Annotated in this window: 20 protein-coding genes and 1 pseudogene; 8 read left to right on the top strand and 13 right to left on the bottom strand. The window is 67.8% G+C overall.

The features are described 5' to 3' along the window. Position 1: 1 nt before the first annotated feature. Positions 2 to 760 carry a YdcF family protein gene (locus ACSQ22_RS04515; protein WP_055397259.1) on the bottom strand — a complete coding sequence of 253 codons (759 nt, stop codon included), beginning with the start codon at positions 758 to 760 and terminating at the stop codon, positions 2 to 4. Positions 761 to 873: 113 nt separating this feature from the next. Then, a complete protein-coding gene (locus tag ACSQ22_RS04510; RefSeq protein WP_055397261.1) occupies positions 874 to 1,662 on the bottom strand; it encodes an alpha/beta fold hydrolase in 789 nt (262 codons plus the stop codon). Positions 1,663 to 1,757: 95 nt separating this feature from the next. On the opposite strand from ACSQ22_RS04510, the gene ACSQ22_RS04505 reads away from it, so the two are divergent. Continuing rightward, positions 1,758 to 2,279 carry a flavin reductase family protein gene (locus ACSQ22_RS04505; protein WP_436129547.1) on the top strand — a complete coding sequence of 174 codons (522 nt, stop codon included), beginning with the start codon at positions 1,758 to 1,760 and terminating at the stop codon, positions 2,277 to 2,279. Then, entirely contained in the window at positions 2,276 to 2,866 is a 591-nt protein-coding gene (locus ACSQ22_RS04500) for an MOSC domain-containing protein (protein WP_436129546.1), read from the top strand. Before ACSQ22_RS04505 ends, ACSQ22_RS04500 begins: the two co-directional genes overlap by 4 nt. A 40-nt stretch (positions 2,867 to 2,906) precedes the next feature. Here the strand turns inward: ACSQ22_RS04500 and yccS are convergent, their stop codons facing one another. The 6 genes from yccS to ACSQ22_RS04470 all read right to left on the bottom strand — a co-directional run bounded on the left by yccS (position 2,907) and on the right by ACSQ22_RS04470 (position 8,676). After that, entirely contained in the window at positions 2,907 to 5,105 is a 2,199-nt protein-coding gene (gene yccS / locus ACSQ22_RS04495) for a YccS family putative transporter (RefSeq protein WP_436129545.1), read from the bottom strand. A gap of 168 nt (positions 5,106 to 5,273) precedes the next feature. After that, positions 5,274 to 5,540: a cell division topological specificity factor MinE gene (gene minE / locus ACSQ22_RS04490; protein ID WP_010465263.1), complete on the bottom strand. Its 267-nt coding sequence runs from the start codon at positions 5,538 to 5,540 to the stop codon at positions 5,274 to 5,276. 3 nt (positions 5,541 to 5,543) lie between these two features. After that, a complete protein-coding gene (gene minD, locus ACSQ22_RS04485; protein ID WP_055397265.1) occupies positions 5,544 to 6,362 on the bottom strand; it encodes a septum site-determining protein MinD in 819 nt (272 codons plus the stop codon). 44 nt (positions 6,363 to 6,406) lie between these two features. Next, a complete protein-coding gene (gene minC / locus ACSQ22_RS04480) occupies positions 6,407 to 7,168 on the bottom strand; it encodes a septum site-determining protein MinC (protein WP_055397267.1) in 762 nt (253 codons plus the stop codon). 164 nt (positions 7,169 to 7,332) lie between these two features. Further along, on the bottom strand, positions 7,333 to 7,635 hold the full coding sequence (locus ACSQ22_RS04475; protein ID WP_218301340.1) for a proteophosphoglycan ppg4: 303 nt from the start codon (positions 7,633 to 7,635) through the stop codon (positions 7,333 to 7,335). A gap of 207 nt (positions 7,636 to 7,842) precedes the next feature. Beyond that, positions 7,843 to 8,676, bottom strand: a complete 834-nt coding sequence (locus tag ACSQ22_RS04470; RefSeq protein WP_436129544.1) for a hypothetical protein — start codon at positions 8,674 to 8,676, stop codon at positions 7,843 to 7,845. Between the two features lie 242 nt (positions 8,677 to 8,918). Between ACSQ22_RS04470 and ACSQ22_RS04465 the strand changes: the two are divergent. The 3 genes and pseudogenes from ACSQ22_RS04465 to ACSQ22_RS04455 all read left to right on the top strand — a co-directional run. Further along, a pseudogene (locus tag ACSQ22_RS04465) lies at positions 8,919 to 9,179 on the top strand (EamA/RhaT family transporter); the annotation flags it as partial. Positions 9,180 to 9,560: 381 nt separating this feature from the next. After that, positions 9,561 to 11,039 (top strand): hypothetical protein, encoded by a 1,479-nt coding sequence (locus ACSQ22_RS04460; protein ID WP_436129543.1) that lies wholly within the window; start codon positions 9,561 to 9,563, stop codon positions 11,037 to 11,039. A gap of 26 nt (positions 11,040 to 11,065) precedes the next feature. Further along, the gene (locus tag ACSQ22_RS04455; protein ID WP_436129542.1) at positions 11,066 to 11,989 is read left to right on the top strand and encodes a DMT family transporter; all 924 of its coding nucleotides are present in this window, start codon (positions 11,066 to 11,068) and stop codon (positions 11,987 to 11,989) included. Positions 11,990 to 12,091: 102 nt separating this feature from the next. On the opposite strand, the gene ACSQ22_RS04450 is transcribed toward ACSQ22_RS04455, so the two are convergent. Both ACSQ22_RS04450 and ACSQ22_RS04445 read right to left on the bottom strand, forming a co-directional pair. Continuing rightward, on the bottom strand, positions 12,092 to 12,604 hold the full coding sequence (locus tag ACSQ22_RS04450; protein ID WP_436129541.1) for a hypothetical protein: 513 nt from the start codon (positions 12,602 to 12,604) through the stop codon (positions 12,092 to 12,094). A gap of 55 nt (positions 12,605 to 12,659) precedes the next feature. Beyond that, entirely contained in the window at positions 12,660 to 13,805 is a 1,146-nt protein-coding gene (locus tag ACSQ22_RS04445; RefSeq protein ID WP_436129540.1) for an MFS transporter, read from the bottom strand. Positions 13,806 to 13,871: 66 nt separating this feature from the next. Here ACSQ22_RS04445 and ACSQ22_RS04440 point away from each other — a divergent pair, with 66 nt between their 5' ends. Then, positions 13,872 to 14,819: a LysR substrate-binding domain-containing protein gene (locus tag ACSQ22_RS04440; RefSeq protein ID WP_436129642.1), complete on the top strand. Its 948-nt coding sequence runs from the start codon at positions 13,872 to 13,874 to the stop codon at positions 14,817 to 14,819. Positions 14,820 to 14,867: 48 nt separating this feature from the next. On the opposite strand, the gene ACSQ22_RS04435 is transcribed toward ACSQ22_RS04440, so the two are convergent. Both ACSQ22_RS04435 and pssA read right to left on the bottom strand, forming a co-directional pair. After that, positions 14,868 to 15,710: a PhzF family phenazine biosynthesis protein gene (locus ACSQ22_RS04435; RefSeq protein WP_108497960.1), complete on the bottom strand. Its 843-nt coding sequence runs from the start codon at positions 15,708 to 15,710 to the stop codon at positions 14,868 to 14,870. 52 nt (positions 15,711 to 15,762) lie between these two features. Beyond that, a complete protein-coding gene (pssA, locus tag ACSQ22_RS04430) occupies positions 15,763 to 16,389 on the bottom strand; it encodes a CDP-diacylglycerol--serine O-phosphatidyltransferase (protein ID WP_121507966.1) in 627 nt (208 codons plus the stop codon). A 257-nt stretch (positions 16,390 to 16,646) separates the two neighbouring features. On the opposite strand from pssA, the gene ACSQ22_RS04425 reads away from it, so the two are divergent. Together ACSQ22_RS04425 and ACSQ22_RS04420 are read left to right on the top strand one after the other, a co-directional pair. Beyond that, on the top strand, positions 16,647 to 18,599 hold the full coding sequence (locus ACSQ22_RS04425) for an AMP-binding protein (protein WP_436129539.1): 1,953 nt from the start codon (positions 16,647 to 16,649) through the stop codon (positions 18,597 to 18,599). A gap of 90 nt (positions 18,600 to 18,689) precedes the next feature. Further along, the gene (locus ACSQ22_RS04420; protein ID WP_436129538.1) at positions 18,690 to 19,685 is read left to right on the top strand and encodes a Bug family tripartite tricarboxylate transporter substrate binding protein; all 996 of its coding nucleotides are present in this window, start codon (positions 18,690 to 18,692) and stop codon (positions 19,683 to 19,685) included. Positions 19,686 to 19,897: 212 nt separating this feature from the next. On the opposite strand, the gene ACSQ22_RS04415 is transcribed toward ACSQ22_RS04420, so the two are convergent. Continuing rightward, positions 19,898 to 21,973: an acetoacetate--CoA ligase gene (locus ACSQ22_RS04415; protein WP_436129537.1), complete on the bottom strand. Its 2,076-nt coding sequence runs from the start codon at positions 21,971 to 21,973 to the stop codon at positions 19,898 to 19,900. Positions 21,974 to 22,022 lie beyond the last annotated feature (49 nt).

Below are 22,022 nucleotides of genomic sequence, written 5' to 3'. Positions count from 1 at the left end.
CTTAGCGATCCAGCGACCCGTGCTGGGCCAGGATGCCCAGCCATTCGTGCAGCGCCAGGCTGCTGTCGGCCAGCGCGGAGGCGCGCGGCAACACCCGGTACAGCTTGCGCGCCTGCCCGCCCTTGAAGCCCATGGGCGCGGGCAGCACCTGCAGACCGGCGCGCTCGAAGGTCTTGGCCGCGCGCACCATGTGCCAGCCGTGGGTGACGAGCGCAATGCGCTCGATGCCAGCGGCCTTGAGCAACACGGCAGATCTTTCGGCGTTGCTGCGGGTGTCAAGGGATTCCACCTCGGTCCACCGCACCCGGCCCCTGAACTCACGCTCCACCACATCTTTCATCACCAGCGCTTCGGCCCGCGTGCCGCCGGTGGAGCCCCCCGTGGCCAGGATGGGAAGCCCGGTCTGCTGCTGCAGGTACACGGCGTAGCGCACCCGCTCACGCGCGCCCCGGCTGAGCACGTCCACGCCGTATTCAGGCGCCACCGTGTCGGCGCCGCCGCCCAGCACGACGATGGCCTGCACCTTTGACGAAGGCAAGTCCTTGGGGACGACCGCCGGATAGCGCTCCAGGCTGCGCACCAGCGCGTCCGACACCGGCGGCCAGGACAGCACCAGCACCGACAGCAGTGACAGCACCACCACCGTGATGCCCGTGCGGCGGTGGTAGCGCGCGATCCACAGCCCCACCAGCGCCAGCAGGATGCTGGACACCGGGGGCAGCAGCAGCGCAGACAGTATTTTTTTCAGGGCAAACCACATAAAACAAGAGGAGCAATCAGACCCGCGCGAACCCGCCCGGTGGCGCCAGGGCATGGCAGGGAAAAAGAAACGTTTGAAGGGCCGAAAAATCGGCTGCGCCGGGTGGGGCGAACTCAGTGCAGCACCCGCCGCTGCGCCAGAAAGTCCAGCAGCGCGGCATCGAAACCCTCCGGGTCCTCCAGTTGCGGCCAGTGCCCGATGTGGGGCAACAACACCGTCTGCGCATCGGGCATCACCTGGGCCAGGGCCTCCAGGGCAGCCGGCGGTGTGCAGCGGTCGAGCTCGCCCCCCACCAGCAGCGCGGGTATGGCCAGCTGCGCCAAGGCAGAGGCTCCGCGATCAAACGTGGACAAGGCCTCCAGCGCGCGCCGGTAGGCCCCTGGATACACCTGGCCCAGCGCGTGGCTGGCCAGCCGCACGCCTTCGGGCAACGCACCGGTGCCGATGAACTGGGGCACCAGCGTCTGCGCCAGCTGCTCCATGCTGCCACCGGCGTCCAGCGCCTTCAGGGCACCCAAGCGGGGCGCCACCCAGTCATCCATGGCCTGCGCATCCAGCGCTGGCCCACCTGCACAGAGCAGCAGGCGGCGCACCTGCGACGGGCTGCGCACGGCGGCCTCCAGCGCCACCATGGCGCCCATGCCATGCCCCACCAGGGTCACAGGGCCTCCCTGCAGGGCATCGATCAAGGCCAGGCAGCTCTGCGCCAGCGCCTTGAAGGTGTACGGCTCCACGGGCGCGCTGCGGCCATAGCCCGGCATGTTCCAGGCCACGGCGCGGTAACCGGCCGTGGCCAGCGTTTCCACCTGGGGGGCAAAGGTGAGGTGGTCGCCATCGGCGTCGTGCAGCAGGAGCACGGTGGGGCCGGAGCCCAGGGTGGTGAAGGTAGGTAGGACGGCCATGCGGTGGAAAAACCAGTAAACCCCGCAACAGCGCGGTGGTGGGTGGCGCCTGATAATAGTTGCTCCCCCATGCTGCCACCGCTGGCACCGCTTTTGTGAACCCTTCGCTCCCCCGCCCCACCCTCGCCCTGCCACCGAGCTTCTCCACGCGCGAGTTTCGCGATGCGCTGGGCATGTTTGCCACGGGCGTGACCATCGTCACGGCCCGCACGGCTGCGGGCGACCTGGTGGGGCTCACGGCCAGCTCCTTCAATTCGGTGTCGCTGGCACCCCCGCTGGTGCTTTGGAGCCTGTCACACGGCGCCAGCACCTTGCCCACCTTTGCCGATGGCTCGCACTACGCCATCCACGTGCTGGCCGCAGACCAGAAGGCGCTGGCCGAGCGTTTTGCCACGCGCGGCATCGACCGCTGGGCAGGCCTGGAATACCGGCCCGGCATCAGCGGCGCCCCGCTGCTGGCCGGGGCAGCCGCCACGTTCGAGTGCTTCAACCGCAGCCAGTACAAGGAGGGCGACCACACCATCTTTGTGGGCGAGGTCGAGCGCTGCGAACACCGAGAAGGCATCTCGCCCCTGCTGTACCACGGTGGCAAGTTCTACACCGAGCACCCGCTGTGACGACCCCCACCGTGGTCGTGCGCCACGTGAACATCGGCCTGGCCCGGCGCCTGAAGGTGGGCGAGCGCTCAGTGCTCACTGCCATCGGCAAGGCCCCCGTCACCGGCCCCGTGGCCGTGGGCCCGCTGGGGCTGGCGGGCGACGAGCAGGCCGACCTGAGCGTGCACGGCGGCCTGGCCAAGGCGGTGTATGCCTACCCTGCCGCGCACTACGCGTTCTGGCAGGCCCAGCGCCGCGAGCGGGGCGTGAGCCTGTTCGACGAGGCACTGCCGCCGGGTTTTCTGGGAGAGAACCTCACCATCGACGGGCCGCTTGAGCACGAGGTGTTTGTAGGTGACGAGTGGCATTTCCCCGATTGCGTGCTGCGCGTCACCGCACCGCGCGAGCCCTGCTTCAAGTTCACCGCCGTGATGGGTTTTGCCCAGGCCGGCCGCGCCATGGCGGTGGCAGGCTGCTGCGGCTACTACCTGGCGGTGGCCCGGCCTGGCACCATCGCCGCCGGGCAGACCGCCACGCTGGTCGCTGGGCAGCGCGGACTAAGCATCGCACAGGCTTTTGCAGGCAAGTTCGCCAAGCACGCACGCTGACCCCACTGCGGCACCGGTCGCGCGCCGCACTCCGCCCAGGCTATTCCGCGGTCACCAGCTGGCGCGCCTGCGCCTGCAGCTGTGGGAACACCTTGCCCACCAGCTGCAGCTGCGCCGCCATGAGGCTGTGCGCGCTGGGCGCTGCCGGTACCGTACCCCACTCGCGCAGCACCTGGGCCACTGCCGGGGCGCTGTGGGACTTGCGCACCCGGCCTGACTGCTGCGCGCGCTCCAGCTCCAGCGCCAGTTGCTGCAGGGACGCCAGCAGGCTTTGCGCCAGTTCACGCGTGGCCTCGTCCATGGGCCGGGCCGCCGCACCACCGCGCTGGGCACCCAGGGCCGACAGGTAGTTGAGCTGGGTATGCGACAGGCACAGGAAATGCCCCACCACCTGGGCGTTGCCACGTACATGCAAGGGCTCCTTGAGCATGGCGCTGTACGAGTTGGACAGTGCGGCATCCGCATTGTGGGCATTGCGCCGGGCCAGGCGGTAGGCCAGGTGGTCGCACTTGCCGCCCTGGTACTGCGCCAGGATCTCCCGCAGGTACAACGCCTGGGTCTGCAGCACCTGGGCGGCCAGCCGGGGCCAGTGGCGCGACTGCCACGACGGCAGCACCAGCCATGAGGCGACGGCGGCGATCACGCAGCCCACCACGGTATCGAGCAGGCGCGCGGAGATCACGCCACTGGCCGCGCCCATCTGGTGAAAGCTGAGCAGCAACAAGGTCGTGACAGCCGCCGTGGCCAGGGTGTAACGGGTGTGCCGCGCCCCAAAAAACACCGCGCCGCCCAGCACCAGCAAGGCGGCCTGCACCAGCTCGCCCGGAAACAGCTGGATCACCGCCCACCCCAGCGCAAGCCCCATGGCGGTGCCCTTGGCGCGCTCCATCAGCCGCGTCTGCGTGGCCGCGTACTGCGGCTGGCTCACGAAAACGATGGTCAGCAAGATCCAGTACCCATGCGGATCTGCCGTGGCCTGCATGATGGCAAAGCCCACCATAAGGGACAGGCTCAGCCGCAGGCTGTAGCGCAGCCAGGGAGACTGCAGCTGCCACTGCGAGCGCAGGCGTGTCCAGGCATCGCGCAGGCTGCGGGGCTCGCGGTCAAACAGTGCGTGGTCCACCGCCACTTCGGCGTTGCCAGCTGGCAGCGCCAGCGCACCGGCAAACACCCCGGCCAGCGCGGCCAGGTTGCCGGCCAGCGCCTGCAATGACCGCAACGCCCGGGACTGGGCAGGAAGGGGCGTTGCACCGCCAAGCTGCGCCTGGGACTCCAGGTGCGCCACGGCGGCCTGCATGTCCTCGATGGCGCGGGCCGTCACGCCCCAGTGCTGGGGCACCGACTGCTCCTCGATGGCCACCGACAGCTTGAGCGCCTGTTCGCCCAGCAGCGTGAGCACGCGCTGGCAGCGGTACAGCACGTCGCTGTGAAAGAACGACTGGGCAAGCAGGTCGTAATGCTCGTGGGACGAACTCACGCGCTCGTGCACGTCCTGCGCCGCCAGGTACTGGTGCATGGCCGTTTGCAGCCACAGCGGGGGTGCGCCCGCACCCATGCGGCTGATCAGGCTCTCCTTGGTGGCGTTGAGGGCGTCCACCACGCGGCCGTTGTGCAGTGCCAGCGCCATGCGGCGGCGCTCCAGGTCCACATCCCGCACCGGCTCCAGCAACAGCGCCTTCAGGCGCAGATATTCGCCCAGCATGGCATAGAGCTTGGCCAGGCGGTAGCGCACCGGCGCACGCGGCAGCACGGCATGCCACAGCACCGACACCACCCCGTACCAGGCCGCGCCCCCCAGCATGCGGGGGATGGCGTCGCCAGCGCCCGCACGGCTGCTGTGGGCGGCCAGCCCCGCATAGATAAACAGGATGAGCGAGCCAAAGGCAATGGCGCGGTAGCGCTCGCTCAGCGCTCCCAGCATGGTGATGCCAAAGGACAACAGCGCCATCACCCCCATCAGCACCCAGGGCCAGGACACCGCCGCCCAGACTGCCCCCGCCATGAGGCCAAAACACGCCAGCGCCAGGCACTGCGCCCGCAGGCGTCCGCGCCAGCTGTCGTCGGTTTCGGTGAGCGCGCTGGCGATCACGCCCAGCAGCACCGGCATCAACTCGGCCTGCCAGTCGGCCCACCAGCCATAGGCCAGCACAGCGGCTAGGGCAACCAAGGCGCGCGCGCCGCGCGTGACGCCTTCGTGGTTGCGTGCACGCTGCCAGCTGAGTTTCCAGGTTGTGTCCAAAGGAGCCTTGTTGCCGAGAGATTAGGGATTACCCTAGTGCATCTAGCAATTGTCAGGCCAAATCAGGCCACGCCGGCCCAAAAAAACCCTGCCGCGCAGGGTTGCGGGGCAGGGTCTGGGGCGACACCGGGGCACGATGGGAGTGCGTGGCCCGGTGGCAGTAGCTGCCTATCGCACGGTATCAGGCAGCTCGATCTTGACCTCCAGCACCTCCAGGTTGTCCTGGCGCTCCAGGTGCACCTTGAGGTCTTCGGGGTTGATCTTGACGTACTTGGAGATCACGGCCACCAGCTCGCGCTGCAGCGCAGGCAGGTAGTCGGGCTCGGCGGCGTTGCGGCCGTTGCGCTCGTGCGCCAGGATGATCTGCAGGCGCTCTTTGGCGACGCTGGCGGTTTTCTTCTTCTCGCCGAGCAGGAAGGACAGGAAAGAAGCCATGGCTTATTTGCTCCCGAACAGGCGTTTGAAGAAGCCTGGCTTTTCCGCATCGATGAAACGCAGCGGCTTGTCGGTGGCACCCAGGAAGCGGTCGATCACATCCTTGTAGGCCTCGGACACATCAGTGCCCTGGGCATGGATGGCGGGCGTGCCCTGGTTGGACGACTGCAGCACCACTTCCGACTCGGGAATCACGCCGATCAGCTTGATGCGCAGGATGTCCTGGATGTCTTCCAGGCTCAGCATCTGGCCGTCCTGCACGCGGCTGGGGTTGTAGCGCGTGATGAGCAGGTGCTCCTTGATGGGCTCACCGCCTTCAATCGCACGCTTGGTCTTGCTGCCCAGCATGCCCAGGATGCGGTCGGAGTCGCGCACTGACGAGACTTCGGGGTTGGTCACCAGCAGCGCCTCATCGGCAAAGTGCATGGCCATGAGCGCGCCGCTTTCGATGCCGGCAGGCGAATCGCAGACGATGTACTCAAAGCCCATCTCGGCCAGGTCCTTGAGCACCTTTTCCACGCCGTCTTGCGTGAGCGCATCCTTGTCGCGCGTCTGGCTGGCGGCCAGCACGAACAGGTTGTCGCACTGCTTGTCCTTGATGAGCGCCTGGTTCAGGTTGGCCTCGCCGTGGATCACGTTGATCAGGTCATACACCACGCGGCGTTCGCAGCCCATGATGAGGTCGAGGTTGCGCAGGCCGACGTCAAAGTCGATCACGGCAGTCTTGTGGCCGCGCAGGGCGAGGCCGGTGGCAAAGCTGGCACTGGTGGTGGTCTTGCCCACGCCACCCTTGCCGGAGGTCACGACGACGATTTTGGCCATGTGTTGCTGATTCTCTGTGGGGTTGGTACGAATGAAATGGGAACTCAGGCAAGCGGCTCGATGATGAGCTTCTCGCCGTCGAGCCGCACCTGGGCGGGCTTGCCACGCACATCGGCGGGCAACTCGGTCTCGGTGGTGCGGTAGATGCCCGCGATGGAGACCAGCTGCGGCTCCAGGCAGGTCGAAAAAATACGTGCTTCGGTGTTGCCCCGCGCGCCAGCAATCGCACGGCCGCGCAGCGGGGCATAGACGTGGATGTTGCCGTCGGCAATCACCTCGGCGCCAAAACTCACCACGGCCATCACGACCAGGTCGGCGCCGCGCGCATACACCTGCTGGCCGGAGCGCAGGGGCTTGTCCACCACCACGGTGCCGGGGCCTGGCATGGGCACTTCGCGAACGACCTCCACCTCGCGCACGACTTCACGGATGACCTCGCGCACCTCGGGGGCGGGGGCCTCGGCACGGGCAGGCGGTGCATCGGGCGCTACCGCCAGCCCTGCGGCGCGCGCAGCGTCCATCTGGGCGGGGTTGCCGCCGCGCACGGCCACGGGCAGGGTGCTGCGGCGGCGCAGCTCGGCCACGATGGCGGCAAAGTCGATGGGTGCCTCGGCCTCGCGCACGGCAGCCAGGTCGATCAGCACGGGGTCGTTGTCAAAAAAGCCCGGGGCGTCGGCCACGCGCTCGGCCAGGTCGGCGGCGAACTGCGCGGCGTCGGTGGTCTTGAGCACCACGGCCACCACGGGCAGCGAGGCGCTCTTGAGGTCAAAGCTGGTGCGGGACTGCGCCGCCGTCGTAAGGGCCATGAATGGGGTGTGGAAAGGAGCGCGGGAACCGTTTCAGAAGGCGCAAAGTGTACCGTGGGGCCACGTAAGCGCTTGTTCACGGCGTGTTTGCACTGTTCGCGCGCCCTCACCCACAAAAAAGCCGGGCGTACCCGGCATTCTTGCTATTGCCAGGGTTCCCCGGCTTAGTTGCGGTCAGCGCGCATGGGGCGGGTTGTCGCACCGCCGGAGCCCGACATGGTCCTGTCTGTGGTTACGGGGGCTGCAGCGGCAGGTGCTGGAGCGGCTTGCGTGGTCGCCGTCGCGGCGCCCCCACCGCCAACGCCCGTGGTGCCCATCGGCGTGCCTTGCGAGCTTTGCTGGCCGGCGCCCGTGGCAGCGTTGGGGCTTGCGGTGGTGGGTGGCGTGCCCTGCGCCATAGCGGTGCCCACAACGGCGACGGCAGCCAGGCCCGCGAGCAATGTCTTGAGTGTGTTCGATGCAGTCATGTGGAGACTCCTTGGTGTGTGGTGAATTTGGAAATCGCCAGCAACATCGCCAGCTGTACCCAGGCTAGTTGTTTGCGGCTGGCGCCACGTCAGCTTGAGACCGGAGCGCGTGTCGGACAGGGACGGGCCTGCACGGTGTGGGTCTTGCCATCGCAGTCCGAAAACACCCTGTTCAACAAGCCCGCACACACCGTGGGTCAATGGGCATCACTGCGCAGGCAGGTCATAGGCGCCAAAAAAAGCGGCTGCCGGTTGTGTCTCGGGCAGCACGTACACCACAGCGCCCGTGCCACGCACCAGGGGGCTCAGCACTTTTTCGTAGAAAGAGACGGGAAGGTTGATGCAACCGAAGGAGATACGGTTGTCTGCGGCGGTGCTGGAGGCCAGCCGCTCCAACCGACGCTCGGCTTTGACGTTGGCCCGCACTCGGTGCATGGAGACCGCCGCGTCGTAGTCCACCCAAACCACGTCTTCGCCATTGGCGTTCAAACCGGTTTCGGCAACGAACCGGCCTGCGGGGGTGGTGCGTTCTTCGGGCAGTACCTGGCCGACGGGCTTGTCCCCCACGCCGGGAACGGTGTGGTCGCCGATGGCCGACCCCATCAGCGCGGGGGCCGCGCCCTGGAGGGCACCGTCGCGGTCAAACACATAGACCTTTGCGTGAATTTTGTCGACCACCACGACCGCGCGGTTCTGGTTGTCACCCGAGTGCAAGGCCCACGCCGCGATCTGGCGGGCTTCGGCCGAGGCGGGCTCCTTACCGAACTGTGCCCTGCGCGGTACCTGGGTTGGCTGCGGCGCTGGCGACGCGACCTTCGCGGGTGATGTGTCTACAGGGTTCGCCAGGTCGGCGCCCAAGAACAGCGCTCCTGTGGTCTGCGATGGCTGCTGCATCGCTGGCCACAGCCCCATAAACCCCAGCAGCAGGACAACCAAAACCAGCAGTGCAGCGCCGGACAGCAGCCGGTCCTTGTGCCGTCCATGCCTTTGCCCTTCGCTCCTTGGCGTGGCGCGGTCCGGATCTGTGTGGGATACGTTCATGTTGGATCTTTGAAGGGCAAAGGCAAGGGCTTTCGCCGCAGGGGGGTGCAGAGTTGGTGCGTACCCGAAAGCCACACACTAACCAGATCACCCGCCTGGCAGCGTCCGCCAAACGCGCAACCGCTGTAGGACCAACTACCCACGCTTGGCGTTGCCTGTCGTCGCCGCGGCGCTGCGCAGGGCCAGAAGGTCACGGCACACAGGCGATCTGAAGCGCAAGGCTTGCCTTTCAGAATCGACCGATGTCCCTGTCTGCCCGCAAAACCCATATCGACGCCCTCGCCATCTCGCTGCTGCTCGCGTGCTGCATGTTCTGGGGATTCCAGCAGGTGCTGGTGAAAGCCACGGTGGCCGAGGTGGCGCCCGTGTTGCAGGCCTTTGTGCGCTTTGCGCGGGCCACCGCTGCCGTGGCGGTCTGATGCCTGTGGCGCGGAGTGCGGCTCTCGGCGGCTGCCCGCGCCGGGCTTCTGGCCCGGGCGCTGTTTGCGTGCGAGTTTGCATGTTCCAGAGTGCAAGGCCCAGTTGTCGATATGCCGGGCGTCCGTTGAGGCGCGCACGCCACCCCATTGCGCCATGCGCTGCGCTGGCGCAGGATGCCCCGCTGCTCCTGGCAGCAGCGGCCACACCATCAGCAACCCCAGCGCGGCAGTGCTCTAAAGGGCGTTGCATGGCGCCCGGACGCCGCCAGCCGCCCCACCCTGGCTGTTGTAGGACAACGATGACACATCAGATCCGCAACTGGATGGTGTAATCGCAGCGCTGTACGAGCCTGTCGACGATCTCCAGCCCAGCCCGTCACACCGCGCGCGCCATCGTTTGAAATGGAGAGCCGAATGTTTGATACGTCCCCAGCCTCCAGGAACTTTCCTGGACTATTCCGCGCCATGAATCCTCTGCAAACCGCTTGGTTACTGGGCTGCGCCACGATGGCCCTGGTTGGCTGCGGCGGAGGCTCCGACGACACCACACCGCCCCCTCCTCCCACCGCCCCCGTGGCAGCGCCCGCGAACTTCGCGATCGCGGTGGAATATGGCAGCCCCCAGTTCCGCTGGAGCCCCACGCCGGGGGCGACCCGCTACGAACTGCATGAAGACCCGGACGGACAAGGCCCCCTGCCCGAAGCGAAGGTGGACGATTACACCGAGACGTCCCGGGCCGGCTTCCGTTACCAGCAAGACACATCGCAAAATTTCGTCGGTGCTCTGGCAAACACCCCCACCCCCGTATCGGCGCGCCTCAACGCCATCTACCGCCTGCGCGCGTGCAATGCAGGCGGATGCGGTGGGTTCACGGATGCCACGCCCTTTGACATCGCCAAGGGCATCAGCTACGAATTCCCCTCCGGGCGCGCACCGCTCCTCACCTCGGCCAGCGCCTACGGACGCTACGCGATGGTGTCCAGGGATGGGCTCACCCTGGCGCTGCGCGGCGCGAGTTTGGGCGCGACCACCACCACGCTCGTCTTCGCACGCAGCAGCACCAGCCAACCCTGGCAGCAGCAGGCGTCGTTGCAGTCCGGCACCTATTTCGTCGACCAGATGCTGCTGTCGGCTGACGGCGGCACTCTGGCGGTTCGGTCCATGAAGCAGGTCTGGGGCGATTTGGGCTCCCGCGTCGTCGCCGATGCGGTCTACGTCTACCAGCGCAGCGCGGGTGCCTGGAGCCAGCAAGCCCGCCTGGACGCGGCCGGTGCGCCGGCGGGCTGCCCGCAACCCTGCCAGGCCGAAATCGCCGATCACATGGCGCTGTCGACCGATGGCAACCTGCTGGCCGTCTCGGCGGTCATCCCCGCCGCAGGCAGCGGCGGTGGTGCCTCTGCGTCCAGCGCCGTGTTCACCTACGCCCGCACCGGGACCACCTGGGCGCCACAGGCCGCCCTGAATGCGGAAGGCACCTTTATTGCGTCGCTGGCCCTGTCGGGAGACGGCAGCACCCTGGCCGTGACCGACCGCGATTTGCTGCGGACTTCCGCCACGCCCCTGGTGCTGGTGTTTTCGCAAAATGGCGGTGGCGCCTGGACCCAGCAGGGGCGCATTCCAGCCACCCTGTCCGTCTACTCGCCGCCCATCTCGGGAGGACCCGAGTACGGGGCCATGGCGCTGTCCAGCGACGGCAGCACCCTCGCCCTCAACACCGCCAACGTGGCGGGGCAGGGGGTGTGCGGCGCCGCAGGGCCGGGCAGCACCGAAACCCAGCGCATTGCGCTGCTGTCGCGCGCAGGCGGCACATGGCAACTCCAAGGGCAGGCGGTCATGCCCCGCGCACTGCCCTGGACGCCCTGGGCCCTGGCCAGCGACGGCAATGCGCTGTTCTTAGGGGGCGCGATGTTCACGCGCAGCGCCGGCGCCTGGCCCTGCCCCTGACCGCGACCCCAACGACCCACCGCGCCATGGCCCTCTCTCGCAAGCCCCACCTCGACTCCCTCGCCATCTCCCTGCTGCTCGCGTGCTGCATGTTCTGGGGCTTCCAGCAGGTGCTGGTCAAGGCCACAGTGGCCGAGGTGGCGCCCGTGTTCCAGGCCTTTGTGCGCTTTGCACTGGCCACGGTGGCGGTGGCGGCCTGGTGCCTGTGGCGCGGCGTGCGGCTGTCGGCAGCGGCCGAGCCCGCCGGGGCGGCCCGCGCCGGGCTGTTGGCCGGGGCGCTGTTTGCGGGCGAGTTTGCGTGTATCTACCTGGGCCTGCAGTACACCACCGCCTCTCGGCTCACGGTGTTTTTGTATGCCTCGCCGTTCTGGGTGGCGTTGCTGCTGCCGCGCTTCATCCCCGGCGAGCGGCTGCAGGGCTGGCAGTGGCTGGGCCTGGCTGCCGCGTTTGTGGGCGTGGGGCTGGCGCTGGGGGACGGGTTGCTGGGCCCTGCCAATGCCGCCCTGCCCCAGGCATGGCTGGGCGATCTGCTCGGGCTGGCGGCCGGGCTGATGTGGGCGCTGACTACAGTGGTCATCCGCACCACGCTGCTGGCGCGCGTGGCCCCGGCCAAGCAACTGTTCTACCAGGTGAGCGTGAGCACGGCGGTGCTGCCAGTGCTGTCGCTGGGCCTGGGCGAGGCCTGGGTCTGGCAGTTCAGCGTGTTTGCCTGGGGCTCGCTGCTGGTGCAGGCCCTGGTGGGTGCGTTTGTGAGCTACCTCGCCTGGATGTGGATGCTGGCGCACTACCCTGCCACCAAGATCTCGGTGTTTGTGTTTCTCACACCCGTGTTTGCGCTGCTGTTTGGCGCGCTGTGGCTGGGCGAACCGGTAACGCCGGGGCTGGTGGCGGCACTGGTGTTGGTGGCGGCGGGCATCGTGCTGGTGAACCGGCGGCCTGCGGTGGCGTAGTACCCGTGACAAAAGGGTTTGCATAAAAATACGGCCTAGCGCTTTATTAACAAGCACTTAAAGCTACTATTTTTATAGCAATTCTTTTGCAGGCGGGTGTCGTCAGCCCACCAGACTCAGTGCATACCGCGTATCCAGCAACACCTGAATGCGCGCACCCAGCGCGGCGCCTTCATCGTCCTCAAGCCGTGTGAACTGCTGGGTCCAAGCCTCAGACTGCGCAAAATTCGGGAACCGGGGTGGTTCGCCCCACAGCCAGTCCGGGTGCGTGGCCCTGGGGCTTCGTCCAATCACATGCAGGTGCATCTTGCGGTGCAGCGCGGGGGCTTTCGGCCCCTGGGGATGGGCCAGTGGGTTCAGCGCGTTGTTGCCCGCCTCCCAGTAGTTCAGGCAGCCACCGGCAAGCTGCGGCAAGGTGTCGAGCATGGCCCGGCCCGTTGCGGCTACCAGGCACGACCAATGCGCCAGCTCTTCGGGCGTCAGCTCGCTGCGTTCCCAGACGGGACGCGGCGGGTGGACCAGCACATGCCCGCCATCGCCGCGGTGGTTCATGGGCCGCGCGGGGAGGTCGACCGTGCCACCGGCACAGCGGATCAGGGTGGTGTGAATGTTCAAGGGCAATTCTCCAAGGCAGAGGTTTGTGAAAAGGGGGCGGTGGCCGCTGCGTGCCTTATCCATCGCCGCGAGGCGCCCAGCAGGCGATGGCCGTGGCCGACAGCAACAAGGCTGCGACGCCATACACCCAGGCGGACGGCGCAATGGGCAGCAGCACCCCCGCCAGCACCGGGCCCACACCGGCACCCAGGTCCCGCCAGACCGACCGCGTTGCCAGGGCCTGGATGCGCCCCGGCCCCGGTGTGCGGCGCGCGACCAGCGGCGGCAACAGCGGCAGCAACAGGGCTCGCAAAATCACGATGGCCAGTGCGCTGGTCCACAGCCACCCCAGGCCAAAACCCACCAGGGCCAGCGACGTGAGCACGGCGAAACCCACGAGCAGCACTTCGGCGCCATAGCGCTCGGCCAGGTCGCCACCCACCGCACTCAGCACGATCTCGGCCAGGTAGCGGACCGACAGCAACAGCCCCGCCACGACTACCGGATGGCCCGGCAGCACATCGCGGCCCAGGTACGACAGGCCGATGATGAACAGACCGTCCAGCACCAGCCCCTCGACGAAGGAAAAACGGTCCAGGCGGCCCGGCAACTTGCCCCAGCGCTTGGGCGGTGGCGGCAGAGCATGCGGCTGGGCGGGCAAGTGCCGCGTGGCCAGCAAGGCGCACAACGCAACAGCCGCAAACGCAAAGAAGATGGCCCGGGGCTCCCACCAGAGCGCGCAGACACCCCCCGCAGGCAGGGCCAGCATGGGCCCCAGCGCTGCAAAGGCGCGCGACTGTCCGGCGCGTCGCGCTGCGCCCAGAGGCTCGGCCGTGGCCAGCGCCTGCGTCGCGAGGTTCAGCGCCGCAAAGGCCAGGCCCCACAGCAGCCGCAGGCCCAACAAGGCGATGAAGCCGCTGAGGGTGGCGTACCCCAGCGCACACGCGGCGGCGGCCAGCACGGCCAGCGAGCAGGTGAGACGCTCGCCATGGCGGGCATAGAACCGCGCCACCGCCCCATAGCCCGCAATGCGCACGAGGCGGTTTGCGGCCAGCAGAATGCCCGCCTCGAACAGGGTGACGCCAAACGCCGGGGCAAACATCGGCAGCAGCAGGTAGAGCACCGTGTCCCCGGGGAGTGACAGGCCCAGCGCCAAGGCGGCGCGGCGCGAGTGGAGGTCTGAGGCAGAGGGGTTGGCTGGAGGCTGTGGCATGGCCCGCATGGTGCGCGGCGGTGCCCGGCGCGACAAACGATATTGCTGCGCCCCATGCGTGACAAAATTGCACGCATGTCACCCCGCCTGCCCCCGCTCAACGCCGTCCGCGCCTTTGCGGCGGCGGCGCGCCACCAGAGCTTTACACGCGCTGCGCTGGAGCTGCATGTCACTCACAGCGCCATCAGCCGCCAGATCAAGGCGCTGGAGGAGCACCTGGGCGTGGACCTGTTCGAGCGCAAGACGCGGCAGGTGCTGCTCACGGCGGCGGGGCATCAGTTTCACGCGCAGGTCGGGCCTGCACTCGCGCAGATCGGCGCCGCTGCCCAGTCGCTACGGGGCGATGCCGGGCTGCGCAGCGTCAAGATCAACGTGCGGCCCAGCTTTGCGGTGCGCTGGCTGATCCCCAGGCTGCCGGGTTTTGTGGCCCAGCACCCGGACATCGAGCCCCAGGTCATCACCAGCACGCTGGCACCCGACCACGCGGCCGAGGCCTTCGACCTGGCCCTGCGGCGCGGCCCGCGCGGGTGGCCGCCAGGCATGCAGATCCACCCGTTTCTGGAAGACGAAGCGCTGGTGGTGGGGTCGCCGGCGCTGTTCGCCCAGCGCCCGGTGACGCGGCCCGAGGCGTTGTCGTCCCATGTGCTGCTGCTGTCCAAGTCGCGCAGCAAGGACTGGGAAAGCTGCAAGAAGCAGGTGAACCTGCCAACGCTCCAGCCCGCCAGCTGCCTGCAGTTTGACCACCTGCACTTCGTGCTGCAGGCCGCCGTGGATGGGCTGGGCTTTGCGATGGCCCCGGTGTCGCTGATTGCCCACGACTTGGCCTCGGGGCGACTGGTGTCGCCCCTGCCCAGCTTGCGGCTGCCGCTGACCCGGCACTACTTCGGCACGGCCCCAGACCCGTCGCCGGAGACACAGTGCCTGGTGCAATGGCTCCGGCAAGAGATGGACGCCCTGCAAGGTGCACTGCCGCCGCCAGGGCCGGGGCGCACAGCGCAACATTCAAGTCAAAACAAGCCCTAGCGCTTTACCATCAAGCGCTAAAAGCTATACTATTTGTAGCAAAAAGCGTTATTCGCCGTCGCTCATCCACCGTGCCGTGCCCGACACGCGGATGGAGCTGCCCGCCACCGGCCCTATCTCGGCGCGCAGGCGCGAGCGCATGCCCATGTCCTCGCCCTGTACCACATCGATGGCGCCGCCATGCGGCCAGCCCAGGTCGCGCAGGTAGCCCGCCAGTGCGGCCGTGGCGGCGCCCGTGGCCGGGTCTTCCAGCACGCCGCCCGAGGCAAAGGCATTGCGGGTGTGCAGCAGCCGGTCCGACTCCACCCACACCAGCACGATGGTCACCAGCTTGGCGTTCACCATCAGCGTGCGGCCGGCGTCCAGCGCGTAGTGCATGGCCGCCAGCGCCGCACGGCTGCGCAGGGCCAGCACCAGGTGGTCGGCACCGCCATGGATGAGCGCGGGCGGGATGCGCGGGTCCAGATCGGCCGCGCTGAGGCCAAAAAGGGCCAGCGCGTCGGCCAGCAACGTGGCAGGCACAGGCCCGCTGCGCGTGGGGGGCGACTGCAGCGCCGCCTGCACCAGATCGCCCTGGCGGCGGCCTTCGACCGTGATCTCGGCCTGGCTCAGCGACAGCGCAAACACGCCGTCGCCCTCGCGCTGCGCCAGTGCGGCGCCCAGGGCAATGGTGGCGTGGCCACAAAAAGGCACCTCGCTCTCGGGCGAAAAGTAGCGCACCTTCCAGCGGCCATCGTCCAGTGGGGCGGCAAACGCGGTTTCAGAAAAGCCGACCTCGGCAGCGATGCGCTGCATGTCGACGGGGGCGGGCAACTCGTCACCGATCCACACACCGGCGGGGTTGCCGCCCCGTGTGCCGTCGGAAAACGCTGCGATTTTTTGGAGCGCCATGGTGTTCAACATTCAGAACGACAGGACAGGAGATGGCAGGGCAGCCAGTGGCTCAGAGCTTGGGAATGCGAATCCGGCTGATCATCAACGAGCCCGACACCGCAAACAGCAGCACCAGCGGGTGCAGCGTAAAGCCGCCAATGATTACCTTGCCAAACCACAGGCTCTCGCGCACAGCGCCCAGGTAGGCGGCCAGGGCCATCAACGCCACCAGCATGATCGAGGTGGGAATCGGCGTGCCTTCAAAGTATTTGACCTTGCCGTCCTCGCCCGACAGGGTTTCGGCCGTCACGTTGTAGCGCGCCAGGCGCGACACGCCACAGGCCACGAAGTAGGCCAGCACGATGCGGTCATACAGGCCCTGCATGCCGCAGCCGTAGGCAATGATGGCGGGCGCTACGCCGAAGGAGATCACGTCGGCCAATGAATCCAGCTCGCGGCCCATGGCCGAACTCTTCTGGCGCCAGCGCGCGATGCGGCCGTCCAGCACATCAAAGATCAGCGCGGCCAGCACCAGGGCGCACGCAAAGTACACATGCAGCACGTCGTTCGTTTCCAGGTACGACATGACCGAGAACAGCGCGCCCACGCCGCAGACCGCGTTGCCCAGCGTGAACCAGTCGGCGAGGTGGAACTCACGGATCATCGAAAAACGTTTGGGCGGCTGCGGAGTGTTCATGGAGGGAAGGCGCGCGGCGGGGCGCGCAGTGGCAATCAACAAGGTCCATTATGGGTGTGCCGCAGCACCACCCGGCGCTGAGAGCTTGCGGACGGTCTCGCAGGGGGTCCTGAACCCTCTCTGACATCTGCGTGACTGCTTTTGCGCCGGCACACAGACAGACTGTGGCCACGCGGCGGGCGCAGGCGGGTAGGACGATGCCGCATCCGCCCCCCGTCGGTGACCGACCCGCAGCCCCATCAGACCCGAGACCCGCCATGCGCCTCCCACAGATGCCCCCGCTCCACACGCCTTTCTCCCCCGGTCCCCCGGTGCGCAGCCTGCAGGATGTAGAACGGCATGAAGCCCGCCCTCTGGCCGAAGCGCTGCCAGTGCAAAGCACCTACGAAATCTTTGTGAATTCGGCGGCGGCGTTTGGCGACAAGACTGCGCTGAGCTTTTTGCCCACGGCCGACCCCGCAGACGAACCCATCCGCTGGTCGTATGCGCAGCTGCTCACCGGCATCCACCAGACAGCCAACCTGCTGCACCACCTTGACGTGGGCCCGCAGGATGCCGTGGCCGTGCTGCTGCCCGGCTGCCTGGAATACCACCTGGCCCTGTGGGGCGGCGAGGCGGCGGGCATCGTGCAACCGCTCAACCCCATGCTCACCGACGAGAAGATCGCGGCCATGATGACCCTGGCGGGTGCCAAGGTGCTGATTGCCTATGGCGGCGAAGGTGATGTGGGCTACTGGAGCAAGGCGCTGCGCCTGCGCGCCCTGGTGCCCACGCTCACCACCGTGCTGCGCGTGGCCTCCCACGATGAAGCCCCTGGTTCCGCAGGCCCGCTGCCCGACGGCGTGGTGGACCTGGCTGCGCGCCAACAGCACCCCGGCGACCACCTGGTGAGCGGTCGCCGTATCGCAGCCAGGGACATCGCCGCCTACTTTCACACCGGTGGCACCACCGGCGCGCCCAAGCTGGCGCGCCACAGCCACGGCGCGCAGGCGTTCACCGCCTGGGGCAGCGTGCAGATGCAGGGCATACGGCCCGAGGACGTGGGCATCAACGGCTACCCGCTGTTCCATGTGGCAGGCGTGCTGCCGGGCTCGCTCGCGGCGCTGTCGGCAGGCGTGGAGACCATCATCCCCACCACCGGCCTGTTCCGCAACCGCGAGGTGATTGCCAACTACTGGCGGCTGGTGGAGCGCTACCGCTGCACCTACCTGTCGGCCGTGCCCACGGTGCTGGCGGCGCTGGCCAATGTGCCGCTGGGCGGCGCCGATATCTCCACGCTGCGTTACTGCCGCACGGGTGCGGCCATCCTCGCGCCCGAGCTGGCGGCGCGCTTTGAGCGCCTGTTTGGCCTGCACATCCACGAAAGTCTGGGCATGACGGAGATGGCGGGCATCTCCACCATCACCCCGCCGGGCGTACGCGCGCCCGCAGGCTGCGTGGGCTGGCGGTTGCCCTACACGCAGCTGCGCGTGGTGGCGCTGGATGCGCAGGGCAATGCGTCCGACCAGAACCTGCCACCCGGCCAGCCGGGCATGGTGCTTTTCCAGTCGCCCAACCTGTTCTCGGGTTTTCTCGACGCAGCCGACACGGCCAAGGCGTTTACCCACGATGGCTGGCTGGCCACCGGCGACCTCGGCTTTGTGGACGACCAGGGTCGCCTGCACCTGAGCGGTCGTTCCAAGGACCTCATCATCCGCAGCGGCCACAACATCGACCCCAAGGTGATCGAAGACGCGCTGGGCGCCCACCCCGCCGTGCAGCTGTGCGCCGCCGTGGGTGCGCCCGACGCCTATGCGGGCGAGCTGCCCGTGGTCTACGCCACGTTGGTGCCCGGAGCACAGGCCGTGACCGAGGCCGAACTGCTGGCCTTCACCGCCGAACGCGTGGACGAGGCCGTGGCCCGCCCGCGCTGGGTGCAGGTGCTGGAGACCATGCCCGTGACCAACGTGGGCAAGATCTACAAGCCCGAGCTGCGCCAGCGCGCGGCCTGCCACACGGTGCAGGCGCTGGTCGATGGGGTGTGCGGACCAGTCACGAACGGCCTCCGTCCCCAGGTGCAGCCCGAAGGCGACAACGCGGTGCGTGTGGCTGTGGCCCCCTGCGCGCAGGCAGACGTACTGGCCGCCCGCCTGCGCGAGGTGCTTGCGCCCCTGCCAATCACCGTGCGCATCACCACCGCCCCCGCCGCAGGGAGCCCCCAGGCCCCATAAGCCCATGGCGTGACAGCCAGGCCCCGGCCCGCCACCATGCACGCGGAGCCCGCTGAGTGAATTTTTATAACCATGACAGGAGACAAACCCATGCCCTTCCACCCCCTGATGTCCCGCCGCACCTGGCTCGGCGCCGCTGCGCTGGCCGCCGCCTGCACTGGCACGACCGCCTTCGCGCAGGCCTACCCCAACAAGCCCATCAAGATCGTGGTGCCCTTTGCCGCAGGCGGCGCCACCGACGTGCTGGCGCGTGTGCTGGCCGAGAAGATGGCCGTAGGCCTGGGCCAGCCCATGGTCATCGACAACAAGCCCGGCGCGGCCGGCATCATCGGCACCGACGCGGTGGCCAAGGCGGCGCCCGATGGCTACACGCTGCTGCTGGGCCTGAGCAACTCCATGCTCACCAACCAGTTCCTCTACACCAAGCTGCCCTACAGCCCCGAGAAGGACATCGCGCCCATCTACCAGATCGCCATCGCGCCGCTGGTGCTGGTGGCGCACCCGAGCGTGACCGCATCCACGGGGCCCGAACTGCTCAAATACGTGGTGGCCAACAAGGGCAAGGTGGCCTATGGCTCGTACGGCACGGGCGCGTATCCGCACCTGGCCGGGGCCTACATGAGCCTCACGCAGAACGCCGACATGAGCCACGTGGCCTACCGCGGCGAGGCGCCCATGGTGCAGGACCTGCTCGGCGGCCAGATCCAGATCGCGTTTGCCAGCGCGCTGCAGGTCAAGCCCCACATCGAGGCGGGCAAGCTCAAAGCCATTGGCGTGAGCGGCGAGCGCCGCATGGGCACCCTGCCCAATGTGCCCAGCCTGGCCGAACAGGGCCTGAACGACGAGGCCTACCGCGTGGCGGGCTGGCTGGCGTTTGGTGCCCCCGCAGGCACGCCGCCCGCCATCCTGGAGCGCATTGCCGACGAGGTACGCAAGACCACGCAGCTGCCCGATGTGGCCCAGCGTATTGCGGCAATGGGCTTTGATGTGCAGAACAGCTCGCCCGCGCTGTTTTCCGCCGCGATTGCGAAGGAACGGCCGGTGTGGGAGCGCTTGATCAAGGCGTCCGGCGCGAAGCTTGACTAACCCCCTGAGGCGCTGCGCGCCTTCCCCCTGAAGGGGGACGCCGCCAGCGCGGCGGGGCGGCCCTTGCGCGGCGGCACTGGCATGGCGTCACGCCCTGAGGCGAGCAGTCAGGAGAAACAGGGCGGCTGGAACCAAGGACGGCCAGGCACCCCACGGATAGGAAAATTTCAAATAAAAACAGGCTCCTGCGCTTTTCCCCAAATCGCAGGTAGCTATGTTTTTTGCATCGACTTCGCCCGCTGCGCCGCAAACGCCACATACCAGTCCAGGCACCCAGGATTCGCCATCGCGTCCTTGTTCACTACCTTTTCGATCGGCTGGCCCAGCAGCAGCTTCTTGATGGGCAGCTCCTGCTTCTTGCCGCTCAAGGTGCGCGGCACCTCGGCCACGGCAAAGATGTCGTCGGGCACAAAACGCGGGCTCAGCGCCGTGCGCACGGCGCCATTGATGCGCGCGCGCAGGGCATCGCCGAGCACGTTGCCGGGGCGCAGCACGACGAAGAGCGGCATGTAGCTCTCGCGGCCCAGGTATTCCAGGTCCACCACCAGGCTGTCGAGCACTTCGGGCAGCGATTCGACCGCGCTGTAGATCTCGCTCGTGCCCATGCGCAGGCCGTGGCGGTTGATGGTGGCGTCAGAGCGGCCATAGATCACGCAGCCGCCGTTGGCGCCGATCTTGAGCCAGTCGCCATGTCGCCAGACTGCTCCCATGCTCGCGGGGCCATCGCCACCGCCGGGCTGGCGGCCGTGGCCTGCGGGGTACATGTCGAAGTAGCTCGACAGGTAACGCGAACCATCCTTGTCGCCCCACAGGTAGAGGGGCATCGACGGAATCGGCTGCGCGCAGACCAGCTCGCCCACGGCGTCCTGCACAGGGCGGCCCTCGGCGTCCCAGGACTCCACGGCAGCGCCCAGCATGCGGCATTGCATCTCGCCGGGCACCTGCGGCATCTCGCGGTTGCCGCCGATAAAGGCGCCGCAAAAATCCGTACCGCCCGAGATGTTGTTCCACCAGATATCGTGCGTACCAATGGCCTCGAACTGCGCCGTGCCCCACTGCTGCACCTCGGGCGACAGCGGCGAGCCAGTGGTGCCCAGCGCGCGGATGCGCGTCAGGTCGCCAAAGTCGGCCAGCGTGATGCCCGCCTTCATGCAGTTGGCAAAAAACGCCGCACCCGCGCCGAAAAAGGTCACGCCCGTTTCGGCCGCAAAGCGCCACAGCACGCCCCAATCGGGGTGGTCCTTGCTGCCGCCGGGGTTGCCGTCGTAGATCACGCAGGTGGTGCCCGAGAGCAGGCCGCTGAGCTGCGCGTTCCACATCACCCAGCCGGTGGAGCTGTACCAGTGGTAGCGCTCGCCCAAACTGTTGGGTTCGTAGCTGCAGCCGATGTCGTTGTGCAACACCTTGAGCTGCAGCGCCACCAGCACCGTGCCGCCATGGCCGTGCACGATGGGCTTGGGCAGGCCGGTGGTGCCGCTGGAGTAGACGATCCACAGCGGGTGGTCGAACGGCAGCCACAGGGGCTCGAACGCTTCAGTTTCAGCATCATTTTTAGCTGTAGCGCTTGTCCAGCTTGCGCAACCAGCTATCGAAACAGAAGCATTCAGATTACCCAGCAACACCACATGCTGCACGCTGGGCAGGTCGGCGCGCAGCTCGGCCAGCACGCCAGTGCGGTCGTGGTCACGCCCGCCGTAGGTCACGCCGTCCACGGCGATCAGCACCTTGGGCTCGATCTGGCGGAAGCGGTCGAGCACTGCGTGCGTGCCCATGTCGGGCGCGCAGATGCTCCACACCCCGCCGATGCTGACCGTGGCCAGGAAGGCGACCATGGCCTCGGGCACGTTGGGCAGGTAGGCGGCCACGCGGTCGCCGGGCTGGATGCCCTGGGCCTTGAGGTGCAGCGCCAGCGACGCGACCTGGCGGCGCAGCTCGGGCCAGCTCAGCTCGCGGTGCTGGCCTTTTTCATTGCGGCTGATGATGGCGGGCAGGCCTGCGGCGTGGGCGGCATCCACATGCCGCAGCGCCTGGCGCGCGTAGTTGACCTGAGCGCCAGGAAACCACTGGGCGCCGGGCATGGTGTTTTTGCCCAGCACGGCGGTGTGGGGGGTGGGCGATTCGATCTGGAAGTAGTCCCACACGCTTTGCCAGAACGCATCCAGCTCGGTGGTGGACCAGCGCCACAGCGCGTCGTAGCTGTCGAACTGCAGGCCGCGCTGGTCGCGCAGCCAGTTCTGGTACAGGCGGATCTGGGGGATGTAGGGCGGGGTTTGGTGTGTTGTCTCCATGGCGACGCAGCGTACCAGTGGCACGGGGTGCAGGCCAGCCAACCCCGTC

The sequence above is a fragment of the Acidovorax sp. LjRoot38 genome (genome assembly GCF_964252975.1).
GTDB classification, from domain to species: domain Bacteria; phylum Pseudomonadota; class Gammaproteobacteria; order Burkholderiales; family Burkholderiaceae_C; genus Acidovorax; species Acidovorax facilis.
The sequence above is the reverse complement of the archived record's forward strand: the minus strand, read 5'-3'. Positions and strand labels throughout refer to the sequence as shown.